Raw genomic sequence first — 24,304 nt, 5'->3', positions numbered from 1 at the left:
GGGTGTGAGAACGCGGGAGGGGGGCCGCATCGTCGATGAGGCCGCGGTGATCGCCCGGGTACGCGCCGGAGAGCCGGAGGCGTACGCGGAGCTGGTGCGTGCCCACACGGGCATCGCGCTGCGGGCGGCAGCCGCGCTCGGCGCCGGTGCGGACGCGGAGGACGTGGTGCAGCAGGCATTCGTCAAGGCGTACTGCGCGCTGGGCCGGTTCAAGGACGGCTCGGCGTTCCGGCCGTGGCTGCTGTCGATCGTCGCCAATGAGACGAGGAACACAGTGCGTACGGCGGCCCGGCAGCGCACACTCGCCGGCCGCGAGGCGGCCCTGGCGGAGGCCGAGCCGTTGATACCGGAGTCGGCGGACCCTGCCGTGGCGACGCTGCGGACGGAGCGCCGTACGGCCCTGCTGGCGGCGCTGGAGCAGCTGAGCGAGGAGCACCGTCTGGTCGTCACCTACCGCTATCTGCTGGAGATGGACGAGTCGGAGACGGCCCAGGCCCTGGGCTGGCCCCGCGGGACGGTGAAGTCCCGCCTCAATCGCGCCCTGCGCAAGCTGGGCAGACTGCTGCCGGACTTCGAGCCCGGGGAAGGGGGTGAAGGAGCATGAGCGACCGGCGCGAGCCGTACGAAGGTCAGGACGGCCCGGGGCTGCCCGAGGAGCTGCGTTCGCTCGGCAGGTCCCTGGACCGGCCCGGGGCGGACGGTCCCGAGACGATGGTCGAGCGGGTGCTGGGCCAGATACTCGCCGAGAGCCTGCCGGTGCCGGTGGCCGAGCCGACCGGGCCCGGGGAGCGGCTGCGGTCGGCGCGCCGGTGGACGCGGGTGCGGTGGCGTTCGCTGACGGTGACGTTCTGCGGCCTGCTCACGGTGCTCGTGCTCACTCCCCCGGTGCGGGCGACGGTCGCGGACTGGTTCGACTTCGGCGGCGTCGGGGTCCGCTACGACCCGTCGGCGCGTCCGACGGCGAGCGCCGAGGCGATCCGCTGCGAGCGCTCGGAGTCGGTGTCGTTGGCGCAGGCCGAGCGGCGGGCCGGGTTCGCGCCCGCCGTGCCCCCGGCGCTGAGCACCCCGGACGCGGTGACGGTGACCGAGGAGCCGGACGGGCGGTTCCTGGTGAGCCTGTGCTGGCAGGAGGGCGGCGGGACGGTCCGGGTGGACGAGTTCCCGGAGCGGCTGGACGTCGGTTTCGTCAAGACGGTGCGGGAGCAGCCGGAGTTCGTCGCCCTGGGCGACACCTCGGCGCCGGACCCCGCGCTGTGGTTCGCGCGGCCCCATCTGCTGAGTTTCTGGCTGGTGGGCGAGGACGGCTCCCCGCACACCCGGAAGGAGCGCACGGCCGGACCGACGCTGCTGTGGACGCACGGCGCGGGCACGGCGGACGACGAGGCCCTCACGCTGCGGCTGGAGGGTGTGGCGTCGAGGGAGCGGGCGGTGGAGATCGCGAAGTCGCTGAAGAAGTCCTCCGAATAGTCGGGCGCGGGTGGGAACCCCGACGGGCCGGGCGGTGTACCAGGAGTGACACGCGGCCCGCGGACGGGCCGCTCGGCGATCGGCTGCTTGGGGGTTCGGATGCGCGGGCGAGTACTCGGTGGGACGGGCGTACGGCGTCGGCTGGCGGCGCTGACCGGGGCGTTGACGGTGACGCTGGGGATGTGGGTGTGGGCCGCGGCGCCCGCCGTGGCCGGAGGGCCGACGAGCGCGTTCCTCTCCTCCCCGGCGACCGGGGAGACGGCGGGGCTGTACTACTCGGACCGGGAGTACACCGAGTTGGACTCCCTGCTGGAGGCGGGCACGCTCGGCGCCCCGCCCGACGGGGCGGTGGCGGACCGGAGTATCACCGTCACCTGGCTCATACACGACGTCGAGCCCTGGCGGATCGACCGGATCTACCCGGATGCCCGGGGCGAGGACGTCTGGGTGTACCGCTCCATGAAGATCACCGAGCGGACGAAGGGCAGCTGGCACCGCGCCGCCGAGCCCGAGCAGCTCCGGGAGCTGCTCGCCGAGGTGGGCGTGATGGGCGAGCCCGCGGGCGGCGCGGATCTGTCGGCCTTCTCGCTCCGGGAGGTGTACCGGTCGACCCGGGACGACGCCCCCGTGGCGGAGCCTTCGGCGCTGACCACTCCGTCGCCCCGGCCCCTGGCGTCCGCGCGGGCGGGCGACGACACCGACTGGTGGTGGGCTCTGCCGGGCGGTGCGGCCGGGGCGGCCCTGGCGCTGACGGCACGGCCCCTGGCGGGTCGGCTGGGGCTGGGCGGCCGGAAGGGCGGGCCTGGTGAGCAGGGACCCCGGCAGGAGCTGCTGGACGCGTGAGCGCCGCGGGCGGACGGGACCGGCAGGGACAACAGGAACGACGGAACCACGGGAACAGGGAAGAGGACCAGGACGGATGAGGGGCTCGGGGAGGCTGACGGGGGCGCGGCTCGCGCTGCTGGTTCCGGTGGGGGCGGTGCTCGCCCTGTGCGGCGGGACGCGGGCGGCTGTGGCGGACGACGGCGAGACCCGGCCGCCGGACATCGCGATCGTGGTGGCCGGCGGGGCGGGGCAGCCGACGGCGGTACCGTCCGGCGAGGAGCGGTTCGCCCAGCTGTGGCAGCTGATGAAGCCCGAGTTCAACGGGACGGAGCCGGTGCCCGACGCCTGGCGCGAGGGCAAGCACCCACCGGTGCGGATCAGTGTGGTGTGGGGGCTGACGGGGGTGGGCGGCTGGCCCATGACCGGCAGCATCCCGGGCGGGGACGTGGCGATCGAGCGGCAGGACGAGCTGGTCGTCACCGAGGACGGCACGCCCTGGGTGCGCTCGGACCCGGCGCCGGAGGTCGAGGACGACGACATCCGCTGGCACCGGGCCTCGCGCTCCCTCTACGAGCGCATGGACCGCGCCGGACTGCTGGGCGAACCGGTCCGTGGCGTGGCGCCCGAGGCCGACGACCCGGGACCGGCGCCGGACGCCCGGTGGTGGGCGGCCGGGGGCCTGGCGGTGGGCCTCGCGGCCGGTGCCGGGGGCATGCTGGCGATACGCCGCGCGGCGGCCCGGCGGGAGGCCGGACCGCCGCGTGAGGGACCGCGTCAGCAGCTCATCGATCTGTGAGAGTCATCGCTCCTTGACAACTCAACAGGGCGTTTTCAGCCGAGGTCGATCTCGGGGTAGAGCGGGAACCCGGCCACCAGGTCGGTCGCCCGGCGGGAGATCTCGTCCGCGATCTTCGCGTCGAGGACATGGGCGGCCTTGGAGGGGGCGCCGGACTTGGTGGTGCCGGGCTGCGCGGTGGTCAGGACCCGGTCGATGAGACCGGCGACCTCGTCCATCTCGGCGGTGCCCAGGCCGCGGGTGGTCAGGGCGGGGGTGCCGATGCGGATGCCGGAGGTGTACCAGGCGCCGTTGGGGTCGGCGGGGATGGCGTTGCGGTTGGTGACGATGCCGGACTCCAGCAGCGCCGCCTCGGCCTGGCGGCCGGTCAGACCGTAGGAGGTGGCCACGTCGATCAGGTTGAGGTGGTTGTCGGTGCCGCCCGTCACCAGGGTGGCGCCGCGGCGCATCAGGCCCTCGGCGAGGGCGCGGGAGTTGTCGACGATGCGCTGGGCGTAGTCCTGGAAGGAGGGCCGACGGGCCTCGGCCAGGGCGACGGCCTTGGCGGCCATGACGTGCGGGAGCGGGCCGCCGAGGACCATGGGGCAGCCACGGTCGACCTGGTCCTTGAGGGAGTCGTCGCACAGGACCATGCCGCCGCGCGGGCCGCGCAGCGACTTGTGGGTGGTGGTGGTGACGATCTGGGCGTGCGGGACCGGGTCGAAGTCGCCGGTGAGGACCTTGCCCGCGACGAGGCCAGCGAAGTGGGCCATGTCGACCATCAGGGTCGCGCCGACCTCGTCGGCGATCTCCCGCATGATCCGGAAGTTCACCAGACGGGGGTAGGCGGAGTAGCCCGCGACGATGATCAGCGGCTTGAACTCGCGGGCGGAGGCGCGCAGGGCGTCGCAGTCCAGCAGACCGGTGGCGGGGTCGGTGCCGTAGGAGCGCTGGTCGAACATCTTGCCGGAGATGTTCGGGCGGAAGCCGTGGGTGAGGTGGCCACCGGCGTCCAGGGACATACCGAGCATGCGCTGGTTGCCGAAGGCCTGGCGCAGTTCGGCCCAGTCGGCGTCGGAGAGCTCGTTGACCTGGCGGACACCGGCCTTCTCCAGGGCGGGGGCCTCGACGCGGGCGGCGAGCACCGACCAGAAGGCGACGAGGTTGGCGTCGATGCCGGAGTGCGGCTGGACGTAGGCGTGGCGGGCGCCGAAGAGCTCCTTGGCGTGCTCGGCGGCGAGCGACTCGACGGTGTCGACATTGCGGCAACCGGCGTAGAAGCGGCGGCCGATGGTGCCCTCGGCGTACTTGTCGCTGAACCAGTTGCCCATCGCCAGCAGGGTCGCCGGGGAGGCGTAGTTCTCGGAGGCGATCAGCTTGAGCATCTCGCGCTGGTCCTGCACCTCCTGCCCGATGGCGTCGGCGACGCGGGGCTCCACGGCGCGGATCACATCGAGCGCGGCGCGCACGGCGGTGGATTCGGGGGAAAGGGGCTGCTCGGGCATGTCGGCCTCCGGACGGCGTGGCGTTCAGCGTTCACGGTTCGGCCCAGGCGCACGGCACACAGTCACGACCGGGCCGCTCCCCGATGGTCGGTCCCATCCCAGCGCGCCAGTCACGGCCCGCTGATCAGCCTACCGGGCGCGCCGTCGGGTGAAGGTCCCGCGTCCACCATCCGAGCAAGGATAGGAAGGGGGTCCCGCTTGTCTTCCGGTGTCTTCTGGAGGTCCCGTGAGCACGACGGAAACCCTCATCGCCGCCGCCGAGGCGCACGGCGCGCACAATTACGCGCCGCTGCCGGTCGTCGTCGCCTCGGCCGACGGGGCGTGGATGACGGATGTGGAGGGCCGGCGCTATCTGGATCTGCTGGCCGGCTACTCGGCGCTGAACTTCGGGCACCGCAACCGGCGGATCGTCGAGGCGGCGAAGGCGCAGCTGGAACGGGTGACCCTGACCTCGCGGGCGTTCCACCACGACCGGTACGCCGCGTTCTGCGAGCAGCTCGCGCAGTTGTGCGGCATGGAGATGGTGCTGCCGATGAACACCGGCGCGGAGGCGGTGGAGACGGCGGTGAAGACGGCCCGGAAGTGGGGGTACCGGGTCAAGGGCGTGCCCGCCGAGATGGCGAAGATCGTGGTCGCCGGCAACAACTTCCACGGCCGGACAACGACCCTGATCAGCTTCTCCACGGACCCGGAGGCCCGGGCGGACTTCGGGCCCTACACCCCCGGGTTCGAGATCGTGCCGTACGGGGATCTGACGGCGATGCGGTCGGCGCTGAGCGAGAACACGGTGGCGGTGCTGCTGGAGCCGATCCAGGGCGAGGCGGGCGTGCTGGTGCCGCCGACGGGATATCTGCCGGCGGTGCGGGAGCTGGCCCGGGAGCGGAACGTGCTGTTCGTGGCCGACGAGATCCAGTCCGGGCTCGGGCGGACGGGGCGGACGTTCGCCTGTGAGCACGAGGGTGTCGTGCCGGACATGTATGTGCTGGGCAAGGCGCTCGGGGGCGGGGTGGTGCCGGTGTCCGCGGTGGTGTCGTCGGCGGAGGTGCTGGGGGTGTTCCGGCCCGGCGAGCACGGTTCGACGTTCGGCGGGAATCCGCTGGCCTGCGCGGTGGCGCTGGAGGTGATCGCGATGCTGCGCACGGGCGAGTTCCAGGATCGGTCCGCGCGGCTGGGTGAGCGTCTGCACCGCGAGCTGGCGGCGCTGGCGGACGGCGAGCGGGTCACCGCGGTGCGGGGGCGCGGGCTGTGGGCGGGCGTGGACATCGCCCCGAAGCACGGCACCGGGCGCGAGGTGTCGGAGCGGCTGATGGACCGGGGCGTGCTGGTGAAGGACACGCACGGGGCGACGATCCGGATCGCGCCGCCGCTGGTGATCTCCGAGGAGGACCTCGACTGGGGGCTGGCGCAGCTCGCGGCCGTGCTGGAGGGCTGACGCCGCCCCGGGGACGCGCCTTAGAGGATCACGTGCGGGAGGAAGCGGGCGTACTCGTCGGTGACCAGGCCCGCCGACTCTCGGATGCCGAGGCCCGCCGACTCGTCCTCGACGACCCATGCGCCGAGGACGACACGGTTGCCGTCGAACTCGGGCAGGGGTGCCAGCTCCTGGTAGCAGCAGGGCTCTTCGCGGACGACCGGGTCGGCGCCGGGTTCGTGGACGGTGATGCCCGCGCCTTCGCGGCCGAGGAGCGGCTTGGCGACGTAGCCGGTGGTGCGGGCCAGCGCGCGGGGGCCGTCGAGGTGGGCGGGGAGCAGGTTGGGGTGGCCGGGGTAGAGCTCCCAGAGGATGGCGAGGAGGGCCTTGTTGGACAGGAGCATCTTCCAGGCCGGTTCGATCCAGAGGGTGGATCCGGTGCCGCCGCCGTTGTCGAGCGTGTCCAGGACGTGGTCGGCGAAGCGGTCGGCGGTGAGCCACTCCCAGGGGTAGAGCTTGAAGCAACTGCGGATGAAGCGCAGCCGGTTGTCGACGAAGCGGCCCGAGAGGCGGTCCCAGCCGATCTCCTCCATGGAGATCCAGTCGGTGTCCAGGCCGGCCTGGTCGGCGGTCTCCTTGAGGTAGGCGACCGTCATCAGGTCCTCGCCGAGTTCGTCGGCGGAGGAGTGCGCGAAGTACAGGGGGCTGCCGGGCGGGAGCAGGGCGGACTGCTTCTTCCAGGCGTCGACGAGGCGTTCGTGGAGGGAGTTCCACTGGTCGGCGCCCGGGAAGCGCTCCTCCATCCAGAACCACTGCGGGGAGGCGGCCTCGACCAGGGAGGTGGGGGTGTCGGCGTTGTACTCCAGCAGCTTCGCGGGGCCGCGTCCGTCGTAGCGCAGGTCGAAACGGCCGTAGACGGAGGGGAGTTCGGCGCGGCGCTGCCAGGCCTCGGTGATCGCGGCGACCAGACGCGGGTCGGTGATGCCGAGGTCGGCGAAGCGGCCGGCGGTGACGATGTGGTCCGCGGCCCTCAGGCACATGCGGTGCAGTTCCTCGACGACCTCCTCCAGCGCCTCGACCTCCTCCAGGGAGAAGACGTAGTAGGCGCTCTCGTCCCAGTACGGGCGCAGGGAGTTGTCGGGGTAGCGGGTGAGGGGGTAGATCAGCCCCTGTTCCTCGACGGTGCGCTGCCAGTCGGGGCGGGGGGTGATGGTGCGGCGTTCCATGGCGGGGGTCCGGGGTCCGTCGGGTGTCCGGCTCAGCCGCCGCCGCTGCCGGAGCCGGAGCAGCCGAAGCCACCGCGGTCGACGGCCTCGTTGCGGCTGAAGGTGCCGTACTCGGCGTAGCCGTTGTCGACCTCGCCGTCGTAGTACCAGGCGGCGTCGGCGCCGCCCTTGCCCTTGCGCTTCTTGCCGCTGGAGCCGTAGGAGGAGCCCGAGGAGCCGGACTTGCAGTTCTTGTCGGCGATGACCTTGTAGCCGTCCCAGGTGTAGCTGTCGCGGTCGACACAGCGGCGGTCGGGCTCGGAGCCGCAGGAGGTGAGGGCGGCAGCGACGACTCCCATGCCGCCGAGCACCACCGTGCTGGACCGCAGTCGGCGTTTCGTCTGAGCCATGTCCTGTCTCTCCCCCGGGTACGTCGGCTGGTCGATCACCTTACGGCAGCACCCGGCACAGGGCCTCAAGAGCCCCCGCCCATGCGTGGTCCGGGGGTGTGGCGTAGCCGACGACCAGGGCGTCGAGGGGCTCGGCACGGGCCTGTTCGTGGCGGAAGTGGGCGAGGCCGTGCAGGGAGAGGCCCTGCCAGTGGGCGGCCTGGACCACGGTGGCCTCGGTGCCGGGCGGCAGGCCCAGGACGGCGTGGAGTCCGGCGGCGATGCCGGTGACCCGGACGTCCGGGGCGCGTTCGGCGAGGGCGGCGACCAGGGCGTCGCGGCGGCGCCGGTAGCGCAGCCGGGAGGCGCGGACGTGGCGGTCGTAGGCGCCGCGGTCGAGGAACTCGGCCAGGGTCAGCTGGTCGAGCACGCCGCAGGTGTCGACGTCGCCCTTGGCCGCCGTCACCGGCTCCACCAGGGCGGACGGCAGGACCAGCCAGGCCAGGCGCAGGCCGGGGGCGAGGGCCTTGCTGGCGGTGCCGAGGTAGACGACGTGGTCGGGGTCCAGGCCCTGGAGGGCGCCGACGGGCTGGCGGTCGTAGCGGAACTCGCCGTCGTAGTCGTCCTCCAGGATCAGGCCGCCGGTGCGGCGGGCCCAGTCCACGACGGCCGTGCGCCGGGTGCGGTGCAAGGCTGTGCCCATGGGGAACTGGTGGGCGGGCGTGAGCAGTACGGCGGCCGTGTCCCGCAACTCGGCCGGGTCGGTGCCGAGTTCGTCGAAGGACAGCGGGGCGGTCGTCAGACCGGTTCGGGTGAGGACCTTGCGGTGTTCGGGGAGGCCGTAGGACTCGACGGCGATCGTGCGGGCGCCGCGGGCGCGCAGGACGGTGCCCAAAAGGCGCAGGCCGTGGGCGAACCCGGCGCAGATGACGATGCGTTCGGGGTCGGCGAGCACTCCTCGGGCGCGGGAGAGGTAGCCCGCGAGGGCGGTGCGCAGTTCGACGCGGCCGCGTGGTTCGCCGTAGCCGAGGACGTCGTAGGGGGCCGCGTTCAGGGCGCGGCGGGCCGCCTTGAGCCATTCGGCACGGGGGAAGGCGGCGAGGTCGGGGGTGCCCGCGGTCAGGTCGTGGGCGGGGCGGGGGCGCGCGCGGCGGGTGGGGACGGCGGGGGTGGGAGGTGTGGAGCGGTCCTCGGCGACCCGGGTGCCCGAGCCCTGGCGGGCGGTGAGCCAGCCCTCGGCGACGAGGTCGGCGTAGGCGTCGGCGACGGTGTTGCGGGCGATGCCGAGGTCGGCGGCGAGGGAGCGGGAGGACGGCAGCCGGGTGCCGGGGGTGAGCCGGCCGGTGCGGACGGCCTCGCGCAGCGCGTCCGTGAGGCCCCGGCGCAGTCCCGGCCCGGTGGCCGGTTCGAGGTGGAGGTCGATGCCCAGGGCCCCAGAAGTGGCCCATGTATCTGCCATGGAAATGGACCATACCCCTGGGCTTATCGGTTCGTAGGGTCGAGGGCATGACGATGACCACCGATCACACCGCCCCTGTCGAGTACGCGCCCGAGCACGCCCCCCGGCTGAACTGGTCCGAGCATGTCCCGGAGGTCTACAAGGCCATGGTCCGGCTGGACGCGGCCGCCCGGCAGGGTGTGGACCCGAAGCTGCTGGAGCTGGTGAAGATCCGCGTCTCGCAGATCAACCACTGCGCGTTCTGCCTGGACATGCACACCAAGGACGCGCTGGCCGCCGGGGAGAGCGTGGAGCGGATCGTCCAGCTCTCCGCCTGGGAGGAGTCGGCGCACTTCTACACCGAGAGGGAGCTGGCGGCCCTCGCCCTGACCGAGGCGGTCACCGTGCTGACGGACGGCTTCGTGCCGGACGAGGTGTGGGCGAAGGCGGCCGCCCACTTCGAGGAGGCCGAGCTGGCCCAGCTGCTCGCCTCGATCACGGTGATCAACGCGTGGAACCGTTTCGGGGTCAGCTGCCGGATGGTTCCGGGCCACTACGTGCCGGGCCGGCGATGACCGACCGCGTGGAGGTGTTCCGGGCGCTGCACCGGCGCCCGGACCGGGGGGACCCGCTGATCCTGCCCGGCCCCTGGGACGCGGCGAGCGCGCGGGCGCTGGAGGCGGCCGGGTATCCGGCGCTGGCCACGCCCAGTGCCGGCGTGGCGGCCTCGCTGGGGTACGAGGACGGGCGGACTCCGCCGGAGGAGATGTTCGCGGCGGTGGCGCGGATCGCGCGGGCCGTGGACGTGCCGGTGTCGGCCGATGTCGAGGGTGGCTACGGGCTCGCGCCGAGGGAGCTGGTGGAGCGGCTGCTGGAGGCCGGGGTCGTCGGCTGCAACCTGGAGGACTCCGAGAACGGGGTGCTCAAGGACCCGCGGCGGCACGCCGACTGGCTCGCCGAGGTGTGCGCGGCCGCCGGGGACGAGCTGTTCGTCAACGCGCGCGTCGACACCTTCATCCGGGGTGTCGCGGATCCCGGACAGGCCATTGAGCGGGCGGCGTTGTACGTCGCGGCGGGTGCGCAGTGCGTGTATCCGATCGCCGCGCCCGTCGATGTACTGCCGTTGCTGCGGGCGGGGATCCAGGGGCCGATCAACGCCATCGCCCGGATCGGCGAGGGCCCCTCGCCCGCCGAGCTGGGAGAGCGAGGGGCCACGCGGATCACCTTCGGGCCCTACCTTCAGCGGCGGGCGGCGGAGGTAATCGCCGAACTGCTGGGGTAGGCGCCGGCCGGTCGGGTCAGGGCAGCCATGAGCGCCAGGTGGACTCGTGGCTGTCCACCCACTTCTTCGCCGCCTCCTCCGGGCTCAGCTTCTGGTCGGCGATCATGAGGGAGACCTCGTTCTGGTCCTCGGTGGTCCACCGGAACTTCTTCAGGAAGGCGGCCGCGTCGCCGCCGTCCCGGGCGAAGCCGGAGTTGAGGTACTTCTGCAGCGGGGTGTGCGGATAGGCGCAGGCGACCTTCGCCGGGTCCGCGTCGCAGCCCTCCTTGTAGGCGGGGAGCTTCACCTCGGTCATGGGGACCTTCTCGAACAGCCACTGGGGGGCGTACCAGTAGGTCAGGAAGGGCTTCTTCTCCTTGGCGAACTGTTTGATCTGGGTGATCTGGGCGGCCTCGGAACCGGCGAAGACGACCTTGTAGTCCAGGTTCAGGTTGTTCACCAGCGCCTTGTCGTTGGTGACGTAGGAGGGCGAGCCGTCCAGCAGTTGGCCCTTGCTGCCGCTCTCGGGGGTGCGGAGCTGCTCGGCGTACTTGTTGAGGTTCTTCCAGTCGGTGACGTCGGGGTGCTGTTCGGCGAAGTACGTCGGGACGTACCAGCCGATGTGGCCGGTGACGCCGAGGTCGCCGCCGTTCACGATCGTCTTCTTGTCCTGGACGTAGCGCTGTTCCTGGTCGGGGTGGCCCCAGTCCTCCAGGATGGCGTCGACGCGGCCCTGGCTGAGCGCGTCCCAGGCGGGCACCTCGTCGACCTGGACGGTGTCGACCCGGTAGCCGAGTTCGTGCTCCAGCAGGTACTGGGCGACGGCCACGTTGGCCTGGGCGCCCACCCAGGACTGGACGGACAGGGTGACCGTGCGGGCGCTCTGGGCGTTGGCGAAGGGCGACGCCTGTTTGGTCATGTCGGCGGCGCCGCAGCCGGTGAGCAGCAGCAGTGCGCCGAGGGCGGCGCCGGTGGTGATGCGGTTCCGCATGTCAGGCTCCCTTCCTCGTCGGCTGGGTGACCCGGTCGAGCATCAGGCCCAGGCAGACGATGGCGGCACCGGCCACCAGACCCGTCGCCAGATCGCCCTGGGCGAGGCCGAAGACGACGTCGTAGCCGAGCGCTCCGCCGCCGACCAGGCCGCCGATGATGACGACGGCGAGGACCAGGACGACGCCCTGGTTGACGGCGAGCAGCAGGGAGCGGCGGGCGAGCGGGAGCTGGACCTGCCACAGCTGCTGGAGCGGGGTGGCGCCCAGGGAGCGGGCCGACTCCAGGGCGGCGGGGTCGACCTGGCGCAGGCCCTGCGCGGTGATGCGGACGACCGCGGGCAGCGCGTAGACGACGGCGGCGGCGACCGCGGGGGCGCGGCCGACACCGAACAGGGCGACGACGGGGATCAGATAGACGAACTGCGGCATCGTCTGGAAGACGTCCAGCACCGGGCGCAGCAGGCGTTCCACGCGGTCGCTGCGGGCGGCGGCGATGCCGGTCGCGAAGCCCATGACCAGGGTGACGGCGACGGCCGCGAGGACCTGGGAGAGGGTGTCCAGGGACGGCTCCCACACGCCGAGCACGCCGATCGCGGCCATGGCGAGGGTCGCGGTGAGCGCGGTGCGCCAGGTGCCGATCAGCCAGGCCAGGGCGGCGACCACGAGCAGCACGGCCCACCAGGGCAGCCACAGCAGGCCGTCGCGGACGGGGTCCAGGACCCAGGTGGTGAAGTGGCCCGCCCAGTCGGCGGTGCCGCCGACGACGGGGACGCCGGAGTAGAGGTGGGCGGTCATCCAGTCGACCGCCCGGTTGACCGGTTCGGCGATCTCCAGCACCCAGGCGTCGGGCCAGTCGAGCCGGTCCATGAGGCGTCCGGCGACCGCGACGGCGAGGGCGGCGGCCAGGGCGTACGCCCACAGGGCGCGGCCCGTGCGCCGGGTCCCGCCTCCCGCGGCGGCGGTGACGCGGTCCAGGACGACCGCGAGCAGCACGATCGGGATACCGGCCGCCAGGGCGGCGCCGACATCGACCGAGGCGAGCGCCTGGTAGACGCGGTCGCCGAGGCCTCCGGCGCCGATGACGGAGGCGATGACGGCCATGGACAGCGCCATCATGATCGTCTGGTTGACGCCGAGCAGGAGTTCCTTGCGGGCCAGCGGGATGCGGGCGGTCAGCAGTCGCTGGCGGGAGGTGGCGCCGAGGGAGTCCACCGCCTCCAGGACCTCCTTGTCGGCGCCGCGCAGGCCCAGGGCGGTGAGGCGGGCCATGGGCGGGGCGGCGTAGACGACGGTGGCCAGGACGGCGGCGGGGACGCCGATGCCGAAGACAAGGACGACCGGGAGGAGGTAGGCGAAGGCGGGCAGCACCTGCATGGTGTCCAGGACCGGGCGCAGGGCGCGGTCCAGCCGGTCCGACAGGCCCGCGGCGAGGCCCAGGAGCGCGCCGACGACGACCGACGCGAGGACGGCGACCACCATCAGGGCGAGGGTCTGCATGGTCGGCACCCACATGCCGAGCGCGCCGCAGGCGAGGAACGCGGCGGCGGTTCCGAGGGCGAGCCGGGCGCCGGCCGCGCGCCAGGCGATCAGGGCGGCCAGGGCGGTGGTCCCGGCCCAGCCCGCGGCGAGGAGGAGCAGGTAGACGGCGCGTACGGCGAGCACGACGGCGTTGCTGACGTGGCCGAGGACGTACAGGAACAGGGGGTGGCTGTCCCGGTTGTCGATGATCCAGGTGCTGGCGTCGGTGAGGGGGGTGGTGAGGTCGACGGTCAGGGCGGTCGGCCAGGTGCCGCTGGCCCAGCGGGCGTGGGCGAGGGGGACGAGGAGTGCGGCGAGGAGGGCCAGGGCGAGGAGTTTGCGGGCGGGGGCGCCGCGCAGGGCCCCGGGTGTCGCCGTACGGGGGGCGGTTGTGGTGACGGCGGCCATCACACCAGCTCCTCGCTGGTGCCGGCGGTCGGGGGCGGGGTCGCCGGTCCGCGCTCGGCGGGTGCCGCCGCGCCCACCCGTGCCGCACCGGCGGCACGACTGCCCGTAGCTGCGTCGCCAGCACCGGCTGTAGCACCGGCTATGACGTTCAGCAGCGTCTCCGCGTCCACCACCCCCACGCACCGCCCGTCCTCCACGACCCGAGCGGGGGCTCCGGCGCGGGCCACGGCCTCGACGGCCTCGGAGATCGTTGCCGTCGGCGGAATCGCGGGGCCGTTGCCCGCCTCGTCGGCCGTGGCGGGGCGCATGGCGGTGCGGACGGTGAGGACCTGGTCGCGGGGCACGTCGCGGACGAACTCGCGGACGTAGTCGTCGGCCGGGGAGCCGACGATCTCCTCGGGGGTGCCGAGCTGGACCACGCGGCCGTCGCGCATCAGGGCGATGCGGTCGCCGAGTTTGAGGGCCTCGGACAGGTCGTGGGTGATGAAGACCATCGTGCGGCCCTCCTCCCGGTGCAGCCGGACCACTTCCTCCTGCATGTCCCGCCGGATCAGCGGGTCCAGGGCGCTGAAGGGCTCGTCGAAGAGCAGCACCTCGGGGTCGACGGCGAGCGCACGCGCGAGGCCCACGCGCTGGCGCTGGCCGCCCGAGAGCTGGCTCGGTCTGCGCTGCTCCATGCCCTCCAGGCCGACCTTGGCGACCACCTCGGCGGCCCGCGCGCGCCGCTCGGCCTTGCCGATGCCCTGGATCTCCAGGCCGTAGGCGACGTTGTCGAGGACCGTGCGGTGCGGCAGCAGGCCGAAGTGCTGGAAGACCATCGCCGCGCGGTGGCGGCGCAGTTCGCGCAGCCGGGACTTGTCCATGGCGCGGACGTCCTCGCCGTCGATGGCGATGGTGCCCGCGGTGGGCTCGATCAGCCGGGTCAGACAGCGCACCAGGGTGGACTTGCCCGAGCCGGACAGGCCCATGACGACGAAGACCTCGCCCTTGCGGACGTCGAAGGAGACATCCCGGACGGCGGCCGTGCAGCCGGTGCGGGCGCGCAGCTCGGCGGGGTCGAGAGCGGCGAGTTCGGGGCTCGCGGGGACACGGGAGGCCTTGGGGCCGAAGACCTTCCACAGGCCGTCCACCGCGAAGACGGGGGTACTCATCACGCATCACCGCCGATCAGGTCGACAGCGCGCTCCCCGACCATGAGCACGCCGATCATCGGGTTCACGGCGGTCATCGTCGGGAAGACGGAGGCGTCGGCGATCCGGATGCCCTCCAGGCCGCGGATGCGCAACTGGGGGTCGACCACGGCGAGTTCGTCGTCGACGGCGCCCATGCGGCAGGTGCCGGCCGGGTGGTAGACGGTGTGGGCGACCTTGCGGGCGTACTCGCTCAGTTCGGCGTCGCCGAGAACCTCCGGTCCGGGGCACACCTCGCGCTTGAGCCAGCTCGCGAGCGGCTCCGTCCTCGCGATCTCGCGGGCGATGCGGATGCCGTCGACCAGGGTGCGGGCGTCGTAGTCGTCTTCGTCTGTGAAGTACCGGAAGTCCAGGGCGGGCTTGACCGAGGGGTCCGGGCTGGTCAGGTAGAGCCGGCCGCGGGACTTGGGCTTGGGGATGTTCGGGGTCATGGAGACGCCGAACTCGGGCCGCCGGTAGCCCAGTCGCTCCGGATTGTCGGTGAAGGGGATCTGGTAGAAGTGGAACATCAGGTCCGGGCCCGGCTGTTCGGGGTCGCGGCGCACGAACAGGCCGGCGTCGGAGTCCATCGCGGAGTTCTCCGGGATGGGGCCGTGGGTCTCCCAGACGATCACCGACTCGGGGTGGTCGAGGAGGTTCTCGCCGACACCGGGCAGGTCGAGGGCGACAGGTATGCCGAGCGCCTCCAGGTCCGCGCGGGGCCCGATGCCGGAGTGCAGCAGCAGGCGCGGGGAGTCGACGGCGCCCGCGCACAGCAGGACCTCGTTGCGGGCGCGGACCAGGAACTCCGTACCGTCCTTGACGCGGACGTGCACGCCTTCGGCGCGGGTGCCGTTCAGCTCCAGCCTGTACGCCCAGGTCTCCAGCAGGAGCGTGAGGTTGGCGCGTTCGTCCATCACCGGGTGGAGGTAGGCCACCGAGGCGGAGGACCGCTTGTTGTCCTCCGGGTGGTAGGCGAGGTCGAAGAAGCCGGCGCCCTCGGTGAACGGCTTCCTGTTGAAGCCCTCCACGCGCGGGACGCCGAGGGTCGCCTGGGCGGCGTCGACGAAGTCGCGGGCGATGGCGTTCCGGTCCTTCTCGTCGACCGGGACGATGTTGTTCAGCAGCCGGGCGTAGTACGCCTCCATCGGCACCGCGCCCCAGCCCTTGGCGCCCGCCTCCTCCCACTCGTCCCAGTCGGAGGGCAGCGGCTTGAAGGCGATCAGGGTGTTGTGGGAGGAGCAGCCGCCAAGGACGCGGGCGCGGCTGTGCCGGATGTGGGAGTTGCCGCGCGGCTGTTCGGTGGTGGGGTAGTCGTAGTCCAGTTCACCGCCGAGCAGGCCCATCCAGCGGCGCAGGGTGAGCACGTCGTCGCGGCCGACATCGCTCGGGCCGCCCTCGATGACGGCGACGGTGACGTCCGGGTTCTCGGTGAGCCGAGAGGCTATGACGGACCCTGCGGTGCCGCCGCCGATGACGACGTAGTCGTAGACGTGGGTGTTCTCGGGCATGGGGGGTTGCTCCAGGAAGTTCGGGAAGGGCGGGCGGTTCAGCCGGCGAACCAGCGGACGGGCTTGGGCGCGAGGTTCTGGTAGACGTGCTTGCTCTCGCGGTACTCGGCGAGTCCGGCGGGGCCCAGCTCGCGGCCGACGCCGCTCTTGCCGAAGCCGCCCCACTCCGCCTGCGGGAGGTAGGGGTGGAAGTCGTTGATCCAGACGGTGCCGTGGCGCAGCCGCCCGGCCACCCGGCGGGCGCGGCCCGCGTCAGCGGTCCACACGGCGCCCGCGAGGCCGTACTCGGTGTCGTTGGCGAGGGCGACCGCCTCGTCCTCGGTGCGGAAGGTCTCCACGGTCAGGACGGGCCCGAAGACCTCCTCGCGGACGACCTTCATCTCCCGGTGGCAGTGGTCGAGGACGGTCGGTTCGTAGAAGTAGCCCTCGGCCAGGTGCTCGGGGCGCTTGCCTCCGGTGCGCAGTGCGGCGCCCTCGGCGAGCGCGGAGGCGACGTAGGACTCGACCTTGGCGCGCTGCTGTTCGGAGACGAGCGGGCCGCACTCGACGCCGTCGTCGGTGCCCCGGCCGAGGCGGATCCTCGCGGCGCGGCGGGCGAGTTCGGCGACGAAGCGCTCGCGCACCGACTCCTCGACGATGAGCCGGGAGCCCGCCGAGCAGACCTGGCCGCTGTGGATGAAGGCGGCGTTGAGGGCCTGGTCGACGGCCGTGTCGAAGCCCTCGTCGGTGGCGCAGGCGTCGGCGAAGACGACGTTGGGGTTCTTGCCGCCCAGCTCCAGGGCGACCTTCTTCACCGAAACCGCCGCCGCCTGGGCGACCTTGACACCGCTGACCAGGCCGCCGGTGAAGGAGACCAGGTCGACGTCGGGGTGCTCGGCGAGCCGGGCGCCGACGGTGTGGCCGGGCCCGGTGACGATGTTGGCGACACCGGACGGCAGGCCCGCCTCGGTGAGCAGGTCGAGCAGTGCGACCGTGGTCAGCGGGGTGATCTCGCTGGGCTTGACGACGAAGGTGTTCCCGGCGGCGAGGGCCGGGGCGATCTTCCAACTGGCCTGGAGAAGGGGGTAGTTCCAGGGGGTGATCAGGGCGCACACGCCGACCGGCTCGTGCACGACCACGCTGTGGATGTCGGGCGAGCCCGCGTCCACGACCCGGCCCGGGGCCTCGGCGGCGACGAGGTCGGCGAAGTAGCGGAAGGCGTCGGCCACACAGTCGATGTCGACGCGGCCCTCCTCCACGGTCTTGCCCGCGTCGCGGCTCTCCAGCAGGCCCAGTTCCTCGCGGTCGCGGACCAGGAGGTCGGCGACGCGGCGCAGCAGGGCGGCGCGTTCGGCGACCGGGGTGCGCGGCCAGTCGCCCTCGTCGAAGGCGCGCCGGGCGGCCTCGACCGCGAGGTCGGTGTCCTTCTCGTCGCCCTCGGCGACCACGGCGAAGGGCCGGGCGTCCGCCGGGTCGATGATGTCGCGGGTGGTGCCGGAGACGGCTTCCCGCCACTCGCCGTCGACGTGGATCGTCCGTCGTTCGTGCTGCCTTGCCATGATCGGTATTGCCTTCCGTTCCTGTTCGGTGCCCCTGAGTCACACGGGGTGTCACCTTCGGGGACCGCGGGCGCCTGCCCGGGGCTCCCGCAATACATGCGCAATTGGGGGGCGAAAGTGGGCCGCGTCACTGAACATGCGGGCAAATAGGGCAAAACGTACGCTGAGTGGGTGATGCGCGACGTCGCGCACCCGGCACGCAGGGTGCGCGGCACGGAGGTGACGCCATGGCCGTCAGGACGCTGATCTCAGCCGCGATGGGCGCGACGCTTCTGCTGGCCCCCATGGCGGCAGCGGCCGACGATCCCACCGCGAAGGAGCTGGCCGAGGAGGCGGAGGACAATCTCCTCGACGCGGAGTCGGTCCATCTGACGCTGACCGACCGCAGCGCGGACAAGGAGACGAGCCGGACCGAGCCGACGGCGATGGACCTGGCCCTGGACCGGTCCGGGAACTGCGTCGGGGTGCTGGAGATGGGCGCGGACGGCGGCGCCGTGGAGATCGTCAAGCAGGGCGACGAGGTGTGGCTGAAGCCGGACACCGCGTTCTGGAAGGCGCAGGTGCCGGGCGGTGAGGGCGACGCGGCGGCCGAGTTGTTCAAGAACCGCTGGATCCACGGGTCCACGGACGACGCCCTGCTCAAGGGCATGGCCGACACCTGCGACCTGAAGAACTTCCAGCGTGACGTGGACTCCGGCACCGACTCCCCCGGGTCCGTCGCGCTCAAGAAGGGCGAGGAGACCACCCGCGACGGCGAGGACGTCATCCCGCTGACCGGCGAGGTGGACGGCGCCCGCACCACGCTCTACGTCACGTCCGACACCCCGCACCGCCTGGTGGAGGCCACCCAGCGCGGCACGGACACGAACGTGCGGCTGACCTTCTCCGACTACGACGAACCCGTGCCGTCCCGGACGCCCTCGGCGGACGACACGGTCGATGTGGACCGGCTGCAGGAGGAGTTGGGCAGCCTGTAGCGGGCCCGGAGGGCCGGGCCCGGAACGGGCCGCAGGCCCCGTACCGGCGGGAACCGGTGCGGGGCCTGCGGGTTGCTCGGGAGGGAGCTGGCTCAGATGAGGCCGAGGGAGCGGACCGCCTCGCGCTCCTCCGCCAGCTCGGCGACCGAGGCGTCGATACGGCCGCGGGAGAACTCGTTGATCTCCAGGCCCTGGACGATCTCGTACTTGCCGTCCTTGCAGGTGACCGGGAAGGAGGAGATCAGGCCCTCCGGGACGCCGTAGGAGCCGTCCGACGGGATGCCCATGGAGACCCAGTCGCCGTCGGCGGTGCCGTTGACCCAGGTGTGGATGTGGTCGATGGCGGCGTTGGCGGCGGAGGCGGCCGAGGAGGCGCCACGGGCCTCGATGATGGCCGCACCGCGCTTGGCGACGGTCGGGATGAAGTCCTCGGCCAGCCACTTCTCGTCGTTGACGACCTCGGCGGCGTTCTTGCCGGCGATGGTGGCGTGGAAGATGTCGGGGTACTGGGTGGCGGAGTGGTTGCCCCAGATGGTCAGGCGCTTGATGTCGGAGACCGTCGAGCCCGTCTTCTTCGCGAGCTGGGTCAGCGCGCGGTTGTGGTCCAGGCGGGTCATCGCGGTGAAGCGCTCGGCCGGTACGTCCGGCGCGGCGGCCTGGGCGATCAGGGCGTTGGTGTTGGCCGGGTTGCCGACGACGAGGACCTTGATGTCGTCCGCGGCGTGGTCGTTGATGGCCTTGCCCTGCGGCTTGAAGATGCCGCCGTTGGCCTCCAGGAGGTCACCGCGCTCCATGCCCTTGGTGCGCGGGCGGGCGCCGACGAGGAGGGCGACATTGGCGCCGTCGAAGGCGACGTTCGGGTCGTCGCTGATCTCGATGCCCTGGAGCAGCGGGAACGCGCAGTCGTCCAGCTCCATGGCCGTGCCCTCGGCGGCCTTCAGCGCCGGGGTGATCTCCAGCAGGCGCAGCTTGACCGGCACGTCCGCGCCGAGCAGCTGGCCGGAGGCGATGCGGAAGAGCAGGGCGTAACCGATCTGGCCGGCCGCGCCGGTGACGGTGACGTTCACGGGAGTGCGGGTCATGGCGTTCTCCGTATGACAGCTGGCGGTGGGGCGGCACTGCCCCGGTACGGACGTACAGATGATCGATCTCTTGGTATCAAGAGAATCAGCCGTCAGGCTATCGCGCCCGCGTGATCTCCGACGTCCGGGGCGGTGTGGCCCGGCCCACAGCCGCCCGAAAGGGCACCTCGGAGAACCGGAAGGGCACGCCCCGAGAACACGGAAGGCGGCCGTCCGGTCCGGGAGAGGAGGACCTGGGACGGCCGCCGGTGGGGGTGCCGGTTCGCCGGACTCCCGTGGGGGTACTGGGCGCGTGCCCCCGATGGAGCCGGGTAATCCCGTACCCCGGAACTTCGTGGGGCTACTGGGTGCAGCCCTCCTGCCCGGCCGCCAGGGTCACGCAGGCCGTCGCGTCGCCCGCGTCCTTCACCGCGACCATCGGGGTGTAGGCGATGGTGTCGTTCGCGGCGGTGATGGCGCCGCTCTCCTCGTTCTTGCCCGCCTTCACCGTGACCTTGTCGCCCTGGGTGCCCTGGGTGACCCGGCCCCAGGCGGCGCCGCAGGTCTCGCTGTAACGGACCTCGACGACCGCGGTGCCCACCTTGGCGGTCTGGGCCGTGGTGACCAGGTCGCCGCTGCAGCCCATGGCCTCCGCGTCCTTGCCGGTGCAGGAGGCTCCACTGCACTCGACGCCGGGCGGGAGGTCGGTCTGCTTGGTCGCCGTGGGGGTCGGGGTGGGGGTGGCGCCCTCGTTCTTCTTCCCGTCGCCCGGGTTCATCAGCCAGAACACCCCGGCCACCACGACCAGTACGCCCACCATGCCGACCAGGAACATCGTCAGCCGCCGCTTGCCGTTGCCGGACCCCGCGGGCGGGCTGGAGCGGCCGTGCCCCTGCGGCGGTCCCGCGTACGAGGCGGCAGGGGGCGTCGCCGGGCCCGTACCGCCGGTGGCGCCCGTGCCGCCGCCCGACGGGGACGGTCCCCGGTAGCCCGCCAGGCCCCAGGAGTTGACGCCGTCCGACCCGGACGGGGAAGCCGCGGAGGACGACGCGGCCGCCTCCTCCTCCGCGGCGTCGCGCATCGGGTTCACCGGCGCCCGCGGCGGCACCGTGGGCGCCACCCCGGCCGGACCCGCCACACCCGGCGTCGCCGTCGCGCTGCCGCTCCTGCGGGCCCCCCGGCCGCTCTTGGCATTGGCCGGAGGCGCGCCGAACTCCCCGAGCGCGGCCCGCGCCTGGGAGATCCGGATGGCCTCCATCGTCATGTCGTGCCGCATCTCGGAGCGGCTCCAGGCCCGCTCGGCCAGCTCCCACATCGTGGTGAGGTGGACCGGGTTGGTACCGGTGACCTCGGAGAGCGCGACGATGGCGCCCTTGGGCGCCAGCAGCCGGCCGTTCAGATACCGCTCCCAGGACGTCTTGCTGTAGCCGGTCCGGTCGGCCACCGCCGCGATGCTCAGACCGCTGCGGTCCACGAGCCGACGCAACTGGCTAGCGAACTCCCTGACCTGCGGATCCAGTTCCTCCGGCAAGTCCCGCCAACGAGGCATTGCTACCCCCCTCTTCCCCCCCGGTCGTGCTGTCTCTTCCCCCGCGCGCGGGCCCGCTGCCGAGTCCCCGGTGTGGCTACCCACAGGGATGCGCCCGGTCAGGATCTCAGTTCCCGGGGTGGGGGCGCACGGGAGCATGGGGGCCGTGAGCGTGCACCGTCGCACGCCCACCGGGCCGCGGTCCAGTGTCCCATCGCCCGCGCCCCCGCGGCCGCACTCCCCCCGGATCACGCCACAGACAGCTGTTCGAGACGTCCCGGACCGTCCCGATTGGCCACGCTAGCCCGACTGTTGAACGACTTCCGTCCAAATCCGCAAACTTGTCAACACATCGTCACACAGAGCGCACATATCCTGTCACCGACAGCACACGAACGCATGGCTTTCCCGGCCGGTGCCCACGGCCTCGATCCGGTATCGATTTCTCACCCCAGGGCGAAGGCCCCGATCACCACACCCAGTACCAGTGCCACCGCCAGCCCCACCGCGACCCGCAGCAGCCGCCGCGACGGCTCCTCGGGGGGCGTGTCCCACCAGGGCAGGGTCGGGTCGTCCTCGTAGCCGTCCGCACCGCTGTCCGGCTCCGGGGCGCCCTTGGGCGGCGCCGGGCGCGGCCAGGCCTGCACCGCCAGCTCCCAGCGCACCACGAACCGCTCCGCGTCCTCCCGCGGCTCCCCCGCCACCCGGCACAGCGCCTCCACGGCCTGCCGGGGCGGCGGCTGGACCGCGTTCAGATAGCGCTGCCAGGAGGACTTGCTGTACGCGGTACGCGCGCCCAGCGCGACCAGGCTGAGGCCCGTGCGGTCCTTCAGGAGCCGTAACTGCGTCACGAAGTGCCGCACCTCCGGCGGCAGATCGTCCGGCAACGGCTGCCAGCCGCCCATCGTTCACCTCCACGGCGCGTCACCTCTCCCGCCCCGTTCGAGTGACGACAGCGGACCCGTGGACGGTTCCGCGCGGCCGGGCCCTGTGGCAGCTCCCGGACACCGTGGCGGAACGGTCACCGCTGTGCCACAGCGCCCTGACAGCCGTTGAACAGCAACTTCCCGGCGCGGGAAGGTAAATGCGCGGCGGCGGCCCGTCCTGACTCGGGGGAGGGGACGGACCGCCGTCGCGCGCACGGGCCTTGCTTCGCCTAAGGGAAGAGACCTAGTTGCTGACCGTGAAGTGCAAGGTGTCCTTCAGGAACGGGATCTCCAGCCACGGCTTCGGCTGGACCATCAGGGCCAGCAGGACGATCGCCGTGCCCAGGAAGCCGTAGGTGACGATGTCGGTGAAGCGGGAGCGGACCGCGAGCATGCCGACGCCGGGCAGCAGCCAGCGCAGCAGGCCGCCGACCAGCAGGCCGGTGCCGACCAGCAGAGTGCCGACACGGAAGGCGTCCAGGGCGGTCACCAGCAGGCCGGTGCCGACCAGCGCGGCCACCAGCAGGATGGGCCACTGACGGGCGGGCGCCGGGGCGTCGCCGGGGGCCGCCCGGCCGCCGCCCTCGGGCCGCGCGGTGTCCCGCGTGAACAGCGGGAACCGGCGGGTCGTACGGCGTGGCCTGCCCTCGGCGTCGGGCGCGCTGACCGCGTCCGCCACCTCGATGTCGTCCCGGTCGCCGTCAGCCGACACTGCGCTCCGCCGCCTCGACCACGTTGACCAGCAGCTGGGCCCGCGTCATCGGGCCGACACCGCCGGGGTTCGGGGAGATAAAGCCGGCCACCTCGCGCACGTCCGGGTGGACATCGCCGACGATCTTGCCCTCGGCGCTGCGGGAGACACCGACGTCGAGGACGGCGGCGCCCGGCTTGACGTCCTCGGCGCGGATCAGGTGGGCGGAACCGGCCGCCGCGATGATGATGTCCGCCCGCTTCAGGTGCGCGGAGAGGTCCTTGGTGCCGGTGTGGCACTGGGTCACGGTGGCGTTCTCGCTGCGCCGGGTCAGCAGCAGCGGCATCGGGCGGCCGATGGTCACACCGCGGCCGACGACCACGACCTCGGCGCCCTTGATCTCCACGCCGTAGCGGCGCAGCAGGGTGAGGACGCCGTTGGGGGTACAGGGCAGCGGGGCGGGCTCGTTGAGCACGAGGCGGCCGAGGTTCATCGGGTGCAGACCGTCGGCGTCCTTGGCCGGGTCCATCAGTTCCAGGATGCGGTTCTCGTCGATGCCCTTGGGCAGCGGCAGTTGGACGATGTAGCCGGTGCAGGCCGGGTCCTCGTTCAGCTCCCGGACGACCGCCTCGATCTCCTCCTGGGTGGCGGTGGCGGGCAGTTCGCGCTGGATGGAGGCGATGCCGACCTCGGCGCAGTCGCGGTGCTTGCCGGCGACGTACTTCTGGCTGCCGGGGTCGTCCCCGACGAGGATCGTGCCGAGTCCGGGCGTGACGCCCTTCTCCTTCAGCGCCGCCACGCGGGCGGTCAGATCGGACTTGATCGCGGCTGCGGTGGCCTTGCCATCGAGAATCTGGGCGGTCATGGCCCCATCCTCGCCGATGACGGGGTCCCGGTTCCAATCCGGTCCACGGGGGCTCGGTCACACCGCGCGCTCATGATCGCGATATTGCACTTGCACAACACATGCGGCTTGCGGCTGGACAGCGGACCGGCCGCTGAAGAACGATGTCAGGACAGTGCCGCGGGCAGTACCGGGGGGACGAACCGCATCTGTAGAACCTTCCTCCGTACCGTGCCGCTCGTCGTCCCCACATCGGTACACACGGAGGAACATCGCCATGAGTTTCGGCGACCCGAACAACCCCTACGGTCCCCCGCAGCCCCAGCAGCCCCAGCAGCCCGGTTACGGATACCCCGTCGCCCCGCCGCCCGGGCAGCCCTACGGCCAGCCGTACGGCGGCTACCCCGCCGCCCCCGTCCAGATGCCGGGCACGGTCCGCGCCGCCCGCGTCATGCTCTTCGTCCTGGCCGGTTTCCAGGCCCTGGGCGGCGTGCTGATGATCGCGGCCAGCGCCTGGTTCGCCGAGTACTTCGAGGAGATCCTCGAATCGGACAGCACCATCTCCTCGCAGGACGCGGAGACCATCGCCGACATCGGCGCGGGCATCGTGATCTTCTTCGGTGTGGTGGTCCTGCTCTTCGGTCTGTGGGCCTTCCTCACCGGTCTGCGGTTCGCCACGGGCCGCGGCGGCGCCCGCGTCTCGGCGATCATCTACGCCTCGCTGGTCACCTTGATCAGTGTCCTCAACCTGCTCGGCGGCAACTTCTTCTCGCTGATCAGCCTGGTCCTCGGCGTCCTGATCATCGTCTACTGCTCGAACAACAACGGCAGCATCTGGTTCAACCGGCCGAACTACTGAGCGGCC

23 protein-coding genes and 1 riboswitch are annotated in these 24,304 nt (G+C 72.3%); of the genes, 9 read left to right on the top strand and 14 right to left on the bottom strand.

Annotation, left to right across the window (positions count from 1 at the left end; translation table 11 throughout):
- Window positions 1-4 precede the first annotated feature (4 nt).
- The 4 genes from GA0115233_RS19425 (at window position 5) to GA0115233_RS19410 (ending at window position 3,088) form a co-directional block, all read left to right on the top strand.
- Complete coding sequence (locus GA0115233_RS19425; RefSeq protein ID WP_176711863.1) at window positions 5-604, top strand: RNA polymerase sigma factor; 600 nt, start codon at window positions 5-7, stop codon at window positions 602-604.
- Entirely contained in the window at window positions 601-1,467 is an 867-nt protein-coding gene (locus tag GA0115233_RS19420; RefSeq protein ID WP_093721517.1) for a hypothetical protein, read from the top strand. Before GA0115233_RS19425 ends, GA0115233_RS19420 begins: the two co-directional genes overlap by 4 nt.
- 99 nt (window positions 1,468-1,566) lie before the next feature.
- Complete coding sequence (locus GA0115233_RS42220) at window positions 1,567-2,310, top strand: hypothetical protein (RefSeq protein WP_141689541.1); 744 nt, start codon at window positions 1,567-1,569, stop codon at window positions 2,308-2,310.
- Window positions 2,311-2,386: 76 nt separating this feature from the next.
- Window positions 2,387-3,088, top strand: a complete 702-nt coding sequence (locus GA0115233_RS19410) for a hypothetical protein (protein WP_093721515.1) — start codon at window positions 2,387-2,389, stop codon at window positions 3,086-3,088.
- A 35-nt stretch (window positions 3,089-3,123) separates the two neighbouring features.
- Here the strand turns inward: GA0115233_RS19410 and GA0115233_RS19405 are convergent, their stop codons facing one another.
- Complete coding sequence (locus GA0115233_RS19405; RefSeq protein WP_093721514.1) at window positions 3,124-4,572, bottom strand: glycine hydroxymethyltransferase; 1,449 nt, start codon at window positions 4,570-4,572, stop codon at window positions 3,124-3,126.
- A 34-nt stretch (window positions 4,573-4,606) separates the two neighbouring features.
- A riboswitch (ZMP/ZTP riboswitch) is annotated at window positions 4,607-4,696 on the bottom strand.
- 102 nt (window positions 4,697-4,798) lie between these two features.
- On the opposite strand from GA0115233_RS19405, the gene rocD reads away from it, so the two are divergent.
- Entirely contained in the window at window positions 4,799-6,004 is a 1,206-nt protein-coding gene (gene rocD / locus GA0115233_RS19400) for an ornithine--oxo-acid transaminase (RefSeq protein WP_093721513.1), read from the top strand.
- Window positions 6,005-6,024: 20 nt separating this feature from the next.
- On the opposite strand, the gene GA0115233_RS19395 is transcribed toward rocD, so the two are convergent.
- The 3 genes from GA0115233_RS19395 to GA0115233_RS19385 are packed head-to-tail and all read right to left on the bottom strand — an operon-like array spanning window position 6,025 to window position 9,036.
- Complete coding sequence (locus GA0115233_RS19395; protein WP_093721512.1) at window positions 6,025-7,209, bottom strand: glutathionylspermidine synthase family protein; 1,185 nt, start codon at window positions 7,207-7,209, stop codon at window positions 6,025-6,027.
- Between the two features lie 32 nt (window positions 7,210-7,241).
- On the bottom strand, window positions 7,242-7,598 hold the full coding sequence (locus GA0115233_RS19390) for a hypothetical protein (RefSeq protein WP_093721548.1): 357 nt from the start codon (window positions 7,596-7,598) through the stop codon (window positions 7,242-7,244).
- A gap of 40 nt (window positions 7,599-7,638) precedes the next feature.
- Window positions 7,639-9,036, bottom strand: coding sequence for a MocR-like pyridoxine biosynthesis transcription factor PdxR (locus GA0115233_RS19385; RefSeq protein WP_093721511.1), 1,398 nt, complete (start codon window positions 9,034-9,036; stop codon window positions 7,639-7,641).
- A 53-nt stretch (window positions 9,037-9,089) separates the two neighbouring features.
- Here GA0115233_RS19385 and GA0115233_RS19380 point away from each other — a divergent pair, with 53 nt between their 5' ends.
- Window positions 9,090-9,590: a carboxymuconolactone decarboxylase family protein gene (locus tag GA0115233_RS19380; protein WP_176711864.1), complete on the top strand. Its 501-nt coding sequence runs from the start codon at window positions 9,090-9,092 to the stop codon at window positions 9,588-9,590.
- Window positions 9,587-10,297: an isocitrate lyase/PEP mutase family protein gene (locus GA0115233_RS19375; RefSeq protein ID WP_093721509.1), complete on the top strand. Its 711-nt coding sequence runs from the start codon at window positions 9,587-9,589 to the stop codon at window positions 10,295-10,297. Before GA0115233_RS19380 ends, GA0115233_RS19375 begins: the two co-directional genes overlap by 4 nt.
- Before the next feature lie 16 nt (window positions 10,298-10,313).
- Here GA0115233_RS19375 and GA0115233_RS19370 read toward each other — a convergent pair whose 3' ends face one another.
- The 5 genes from GA0115233_RS19370 to GA0115233_RS19350 are packed head-to-tail and all read right to left on the bottom strand — an operon-like array spanning window position 10,314 to window position 17,412.
- The gene (locus GA0115233_RS19370; RefSeq protein ID WP_093721508.1) at window positions 10,314-11,267 is read right to left on the bottom strand and encodes an ABC transporter substrate-binding protein; all 954 of its coding nucleotides are present in this window, start codon (window positions 11,265-11,267) and stop codon (window positions 10,314-10,316) included.
- A gap of 1 nt (window position 11,268) precedes the next feature.
- Complete coding sequence (locus GA0115233_RS19365) at window positions 11,269-13,194, bottom strand: ABC transporter permease (RefSeq protein ID WP_093721507.1); 1,926 nt, start codon at window positions 13,192-13,194, stop codon at window positions 11,269-11,271.
- Window positions 13,194-14,345: a quaternary amine ABC transporter ATP-binding protein gene (locus GA0115233_RS19360; RefSeq protein WP_093721506.1), complete on the bottom strand. Its 1,152-nt coding sequence runs from the start codon at window positions 14,343-14,345 to the stop codon at window positions 13,194-13,196. Before GA0115233_RS19360 ends, GA0115233_RS19365 begins: the two co-directional genes overlap by 1 nt.
- On the bottom strand, window positions 14,345-15,874 hold the full coding sequence (locus GA0115233_RS19355) for a GMC family oxidoreductase (RefSeq protein ID WP_093721505.1): 1,530 nt from the start codon (window positions 15,872-15,874) through the stop codon (window positions 14,345-14,347). Before GA0115233_RS19355 ends, GA0115233_RS19360 begins: the two co-directional genes overlap by 1 nt.
- 38 nt (window positions 15,875-15,912) lie before the next feature.
- A complete protein-coding gene (locus GA0115233_RS19350) occupies window positions 15,913-17,412 on the bottom strand; it encodes an aldehyde dehydrogenase family protein (protein ID WP_093721504.1) in 1,500 nt (499 codons plus the stop codon).
- A 227-nt stretch (window positions 17,413-17,639) separates the two neighbouring features.
- Between GA0115233_RS19350 and GA0115233_RS19345 the strand changes: the two genes are divergently transcribed.
- Window positions 17,640-18,389, top strand: a complete 750-nt coding sequence (locus tag GA0115233_RS19345) for a hypothetical protein (RefSeq protein ID WP_093721503.1) — start codon at window positions 17,640-17,642, stop codon at window positions 18,387-18,389.
- A gap of 92 nt (window positions 18,390-18,481) precedes the next feature.
- Here GA0115233_RS19345 and GA0115233_RS19340 read toward each other — a convergent pair whose 3' ends face one another.
- From GA0115233_RS19340 to GA0115233_RS19320, 5 genes are all read right to left on the bottom strand, one after another.
- Complete coding sequence (locus tag GA0115233_RS19340; RefSeq protein WP_093721502.1) at window positions 18,482-19,471, bottom strand: malate dehydrogenase; 990 nt, start codon at window positions 19,469-19,471, stop codon at window positions 18,482-18,484.
- Between the two features lie 340 nt (window positions 19,472-19,811).
- Entirely contained in the window at window positions 19,812-20,999 is a 1,188-nt protein-coding gene (locus GA0115233_RS19335) for an XRE family transcriptional regulator (protein WP_093721501.1), read from the bottom strand.
- Window positions 21,000-21,424: 425 nt separating this feature from the next.
- Window positions 21,425-21,883, bottom strand: a complete 459-nt coding sequence (locus GA0115233_RS19330) for a helix-turn-helix domain-containing protein (protein WP_093721500.1) — start codon at window positions 21,881-21,883, stop codon at window positions 21,425-21,427.
- Window positions 21,884-22,148: 265 nt separating this feature from the next.
- Complete coding sequence (locus tag GA0115233_RS19325) at window positions 22,149-22,616, bottom strand: DUF3017 domain-containing protein (RefSeq protein WP_093721499.1); 468 nt, start codon at window positions 22,614-22,616, stop codon at window positions 22,149-22,151.
- Window positions 22,606-23,460: a bifunctional methylenetetrahydrofolate dehydrogenase/methenyltetrahydrofolate cyclohydrolase gene (locus tag GA0115233_RS19320; RefSeq protein ID WP_093721498.1), complete on the bottom strand. Its 855-nt coding sequence runs from the start codon at window positions 23,458-23,460 to the stop codon at window positions 22,606-22,608. Before GA0115233_RS19320 ends, GA0115233_RS19325 begins: the two co-directional genes overlap by 11 nt.
- 256 nt (window positions 23,461-23,716) lie before the next feature.
- Here GA0115233_RS19320 and GA0115233_RS19315 point away from each other — a divergent pair, with 256 nt between their 5' ends.
- Window positions 23,717-24,298, top strand: coding sequence for a hypothetical protein (locus GA0115233_RS19315; RefSeq protein ID WP_093721497.1), 582 nt, complete (start codon window positions 23,717-23,719; stop codon window positions 24,296-24,298).
- Window positions 24,299-24,304 lie beyond the last annotated feature (6 nt).

This window comes from Streptomyces sp. DI166, from assembly GCF_900091315.1.
GTDB lineage: Bacteria > Actinomycetota > Actinomycetes > Streptomycetales > Streptomycetaceae > Streptomyces > Streptomyces fuscus.
Note: the sequence above shows the minus strand (reverse complement) of the source record. Positions and strands in the feature narration are given on the sequence as shown.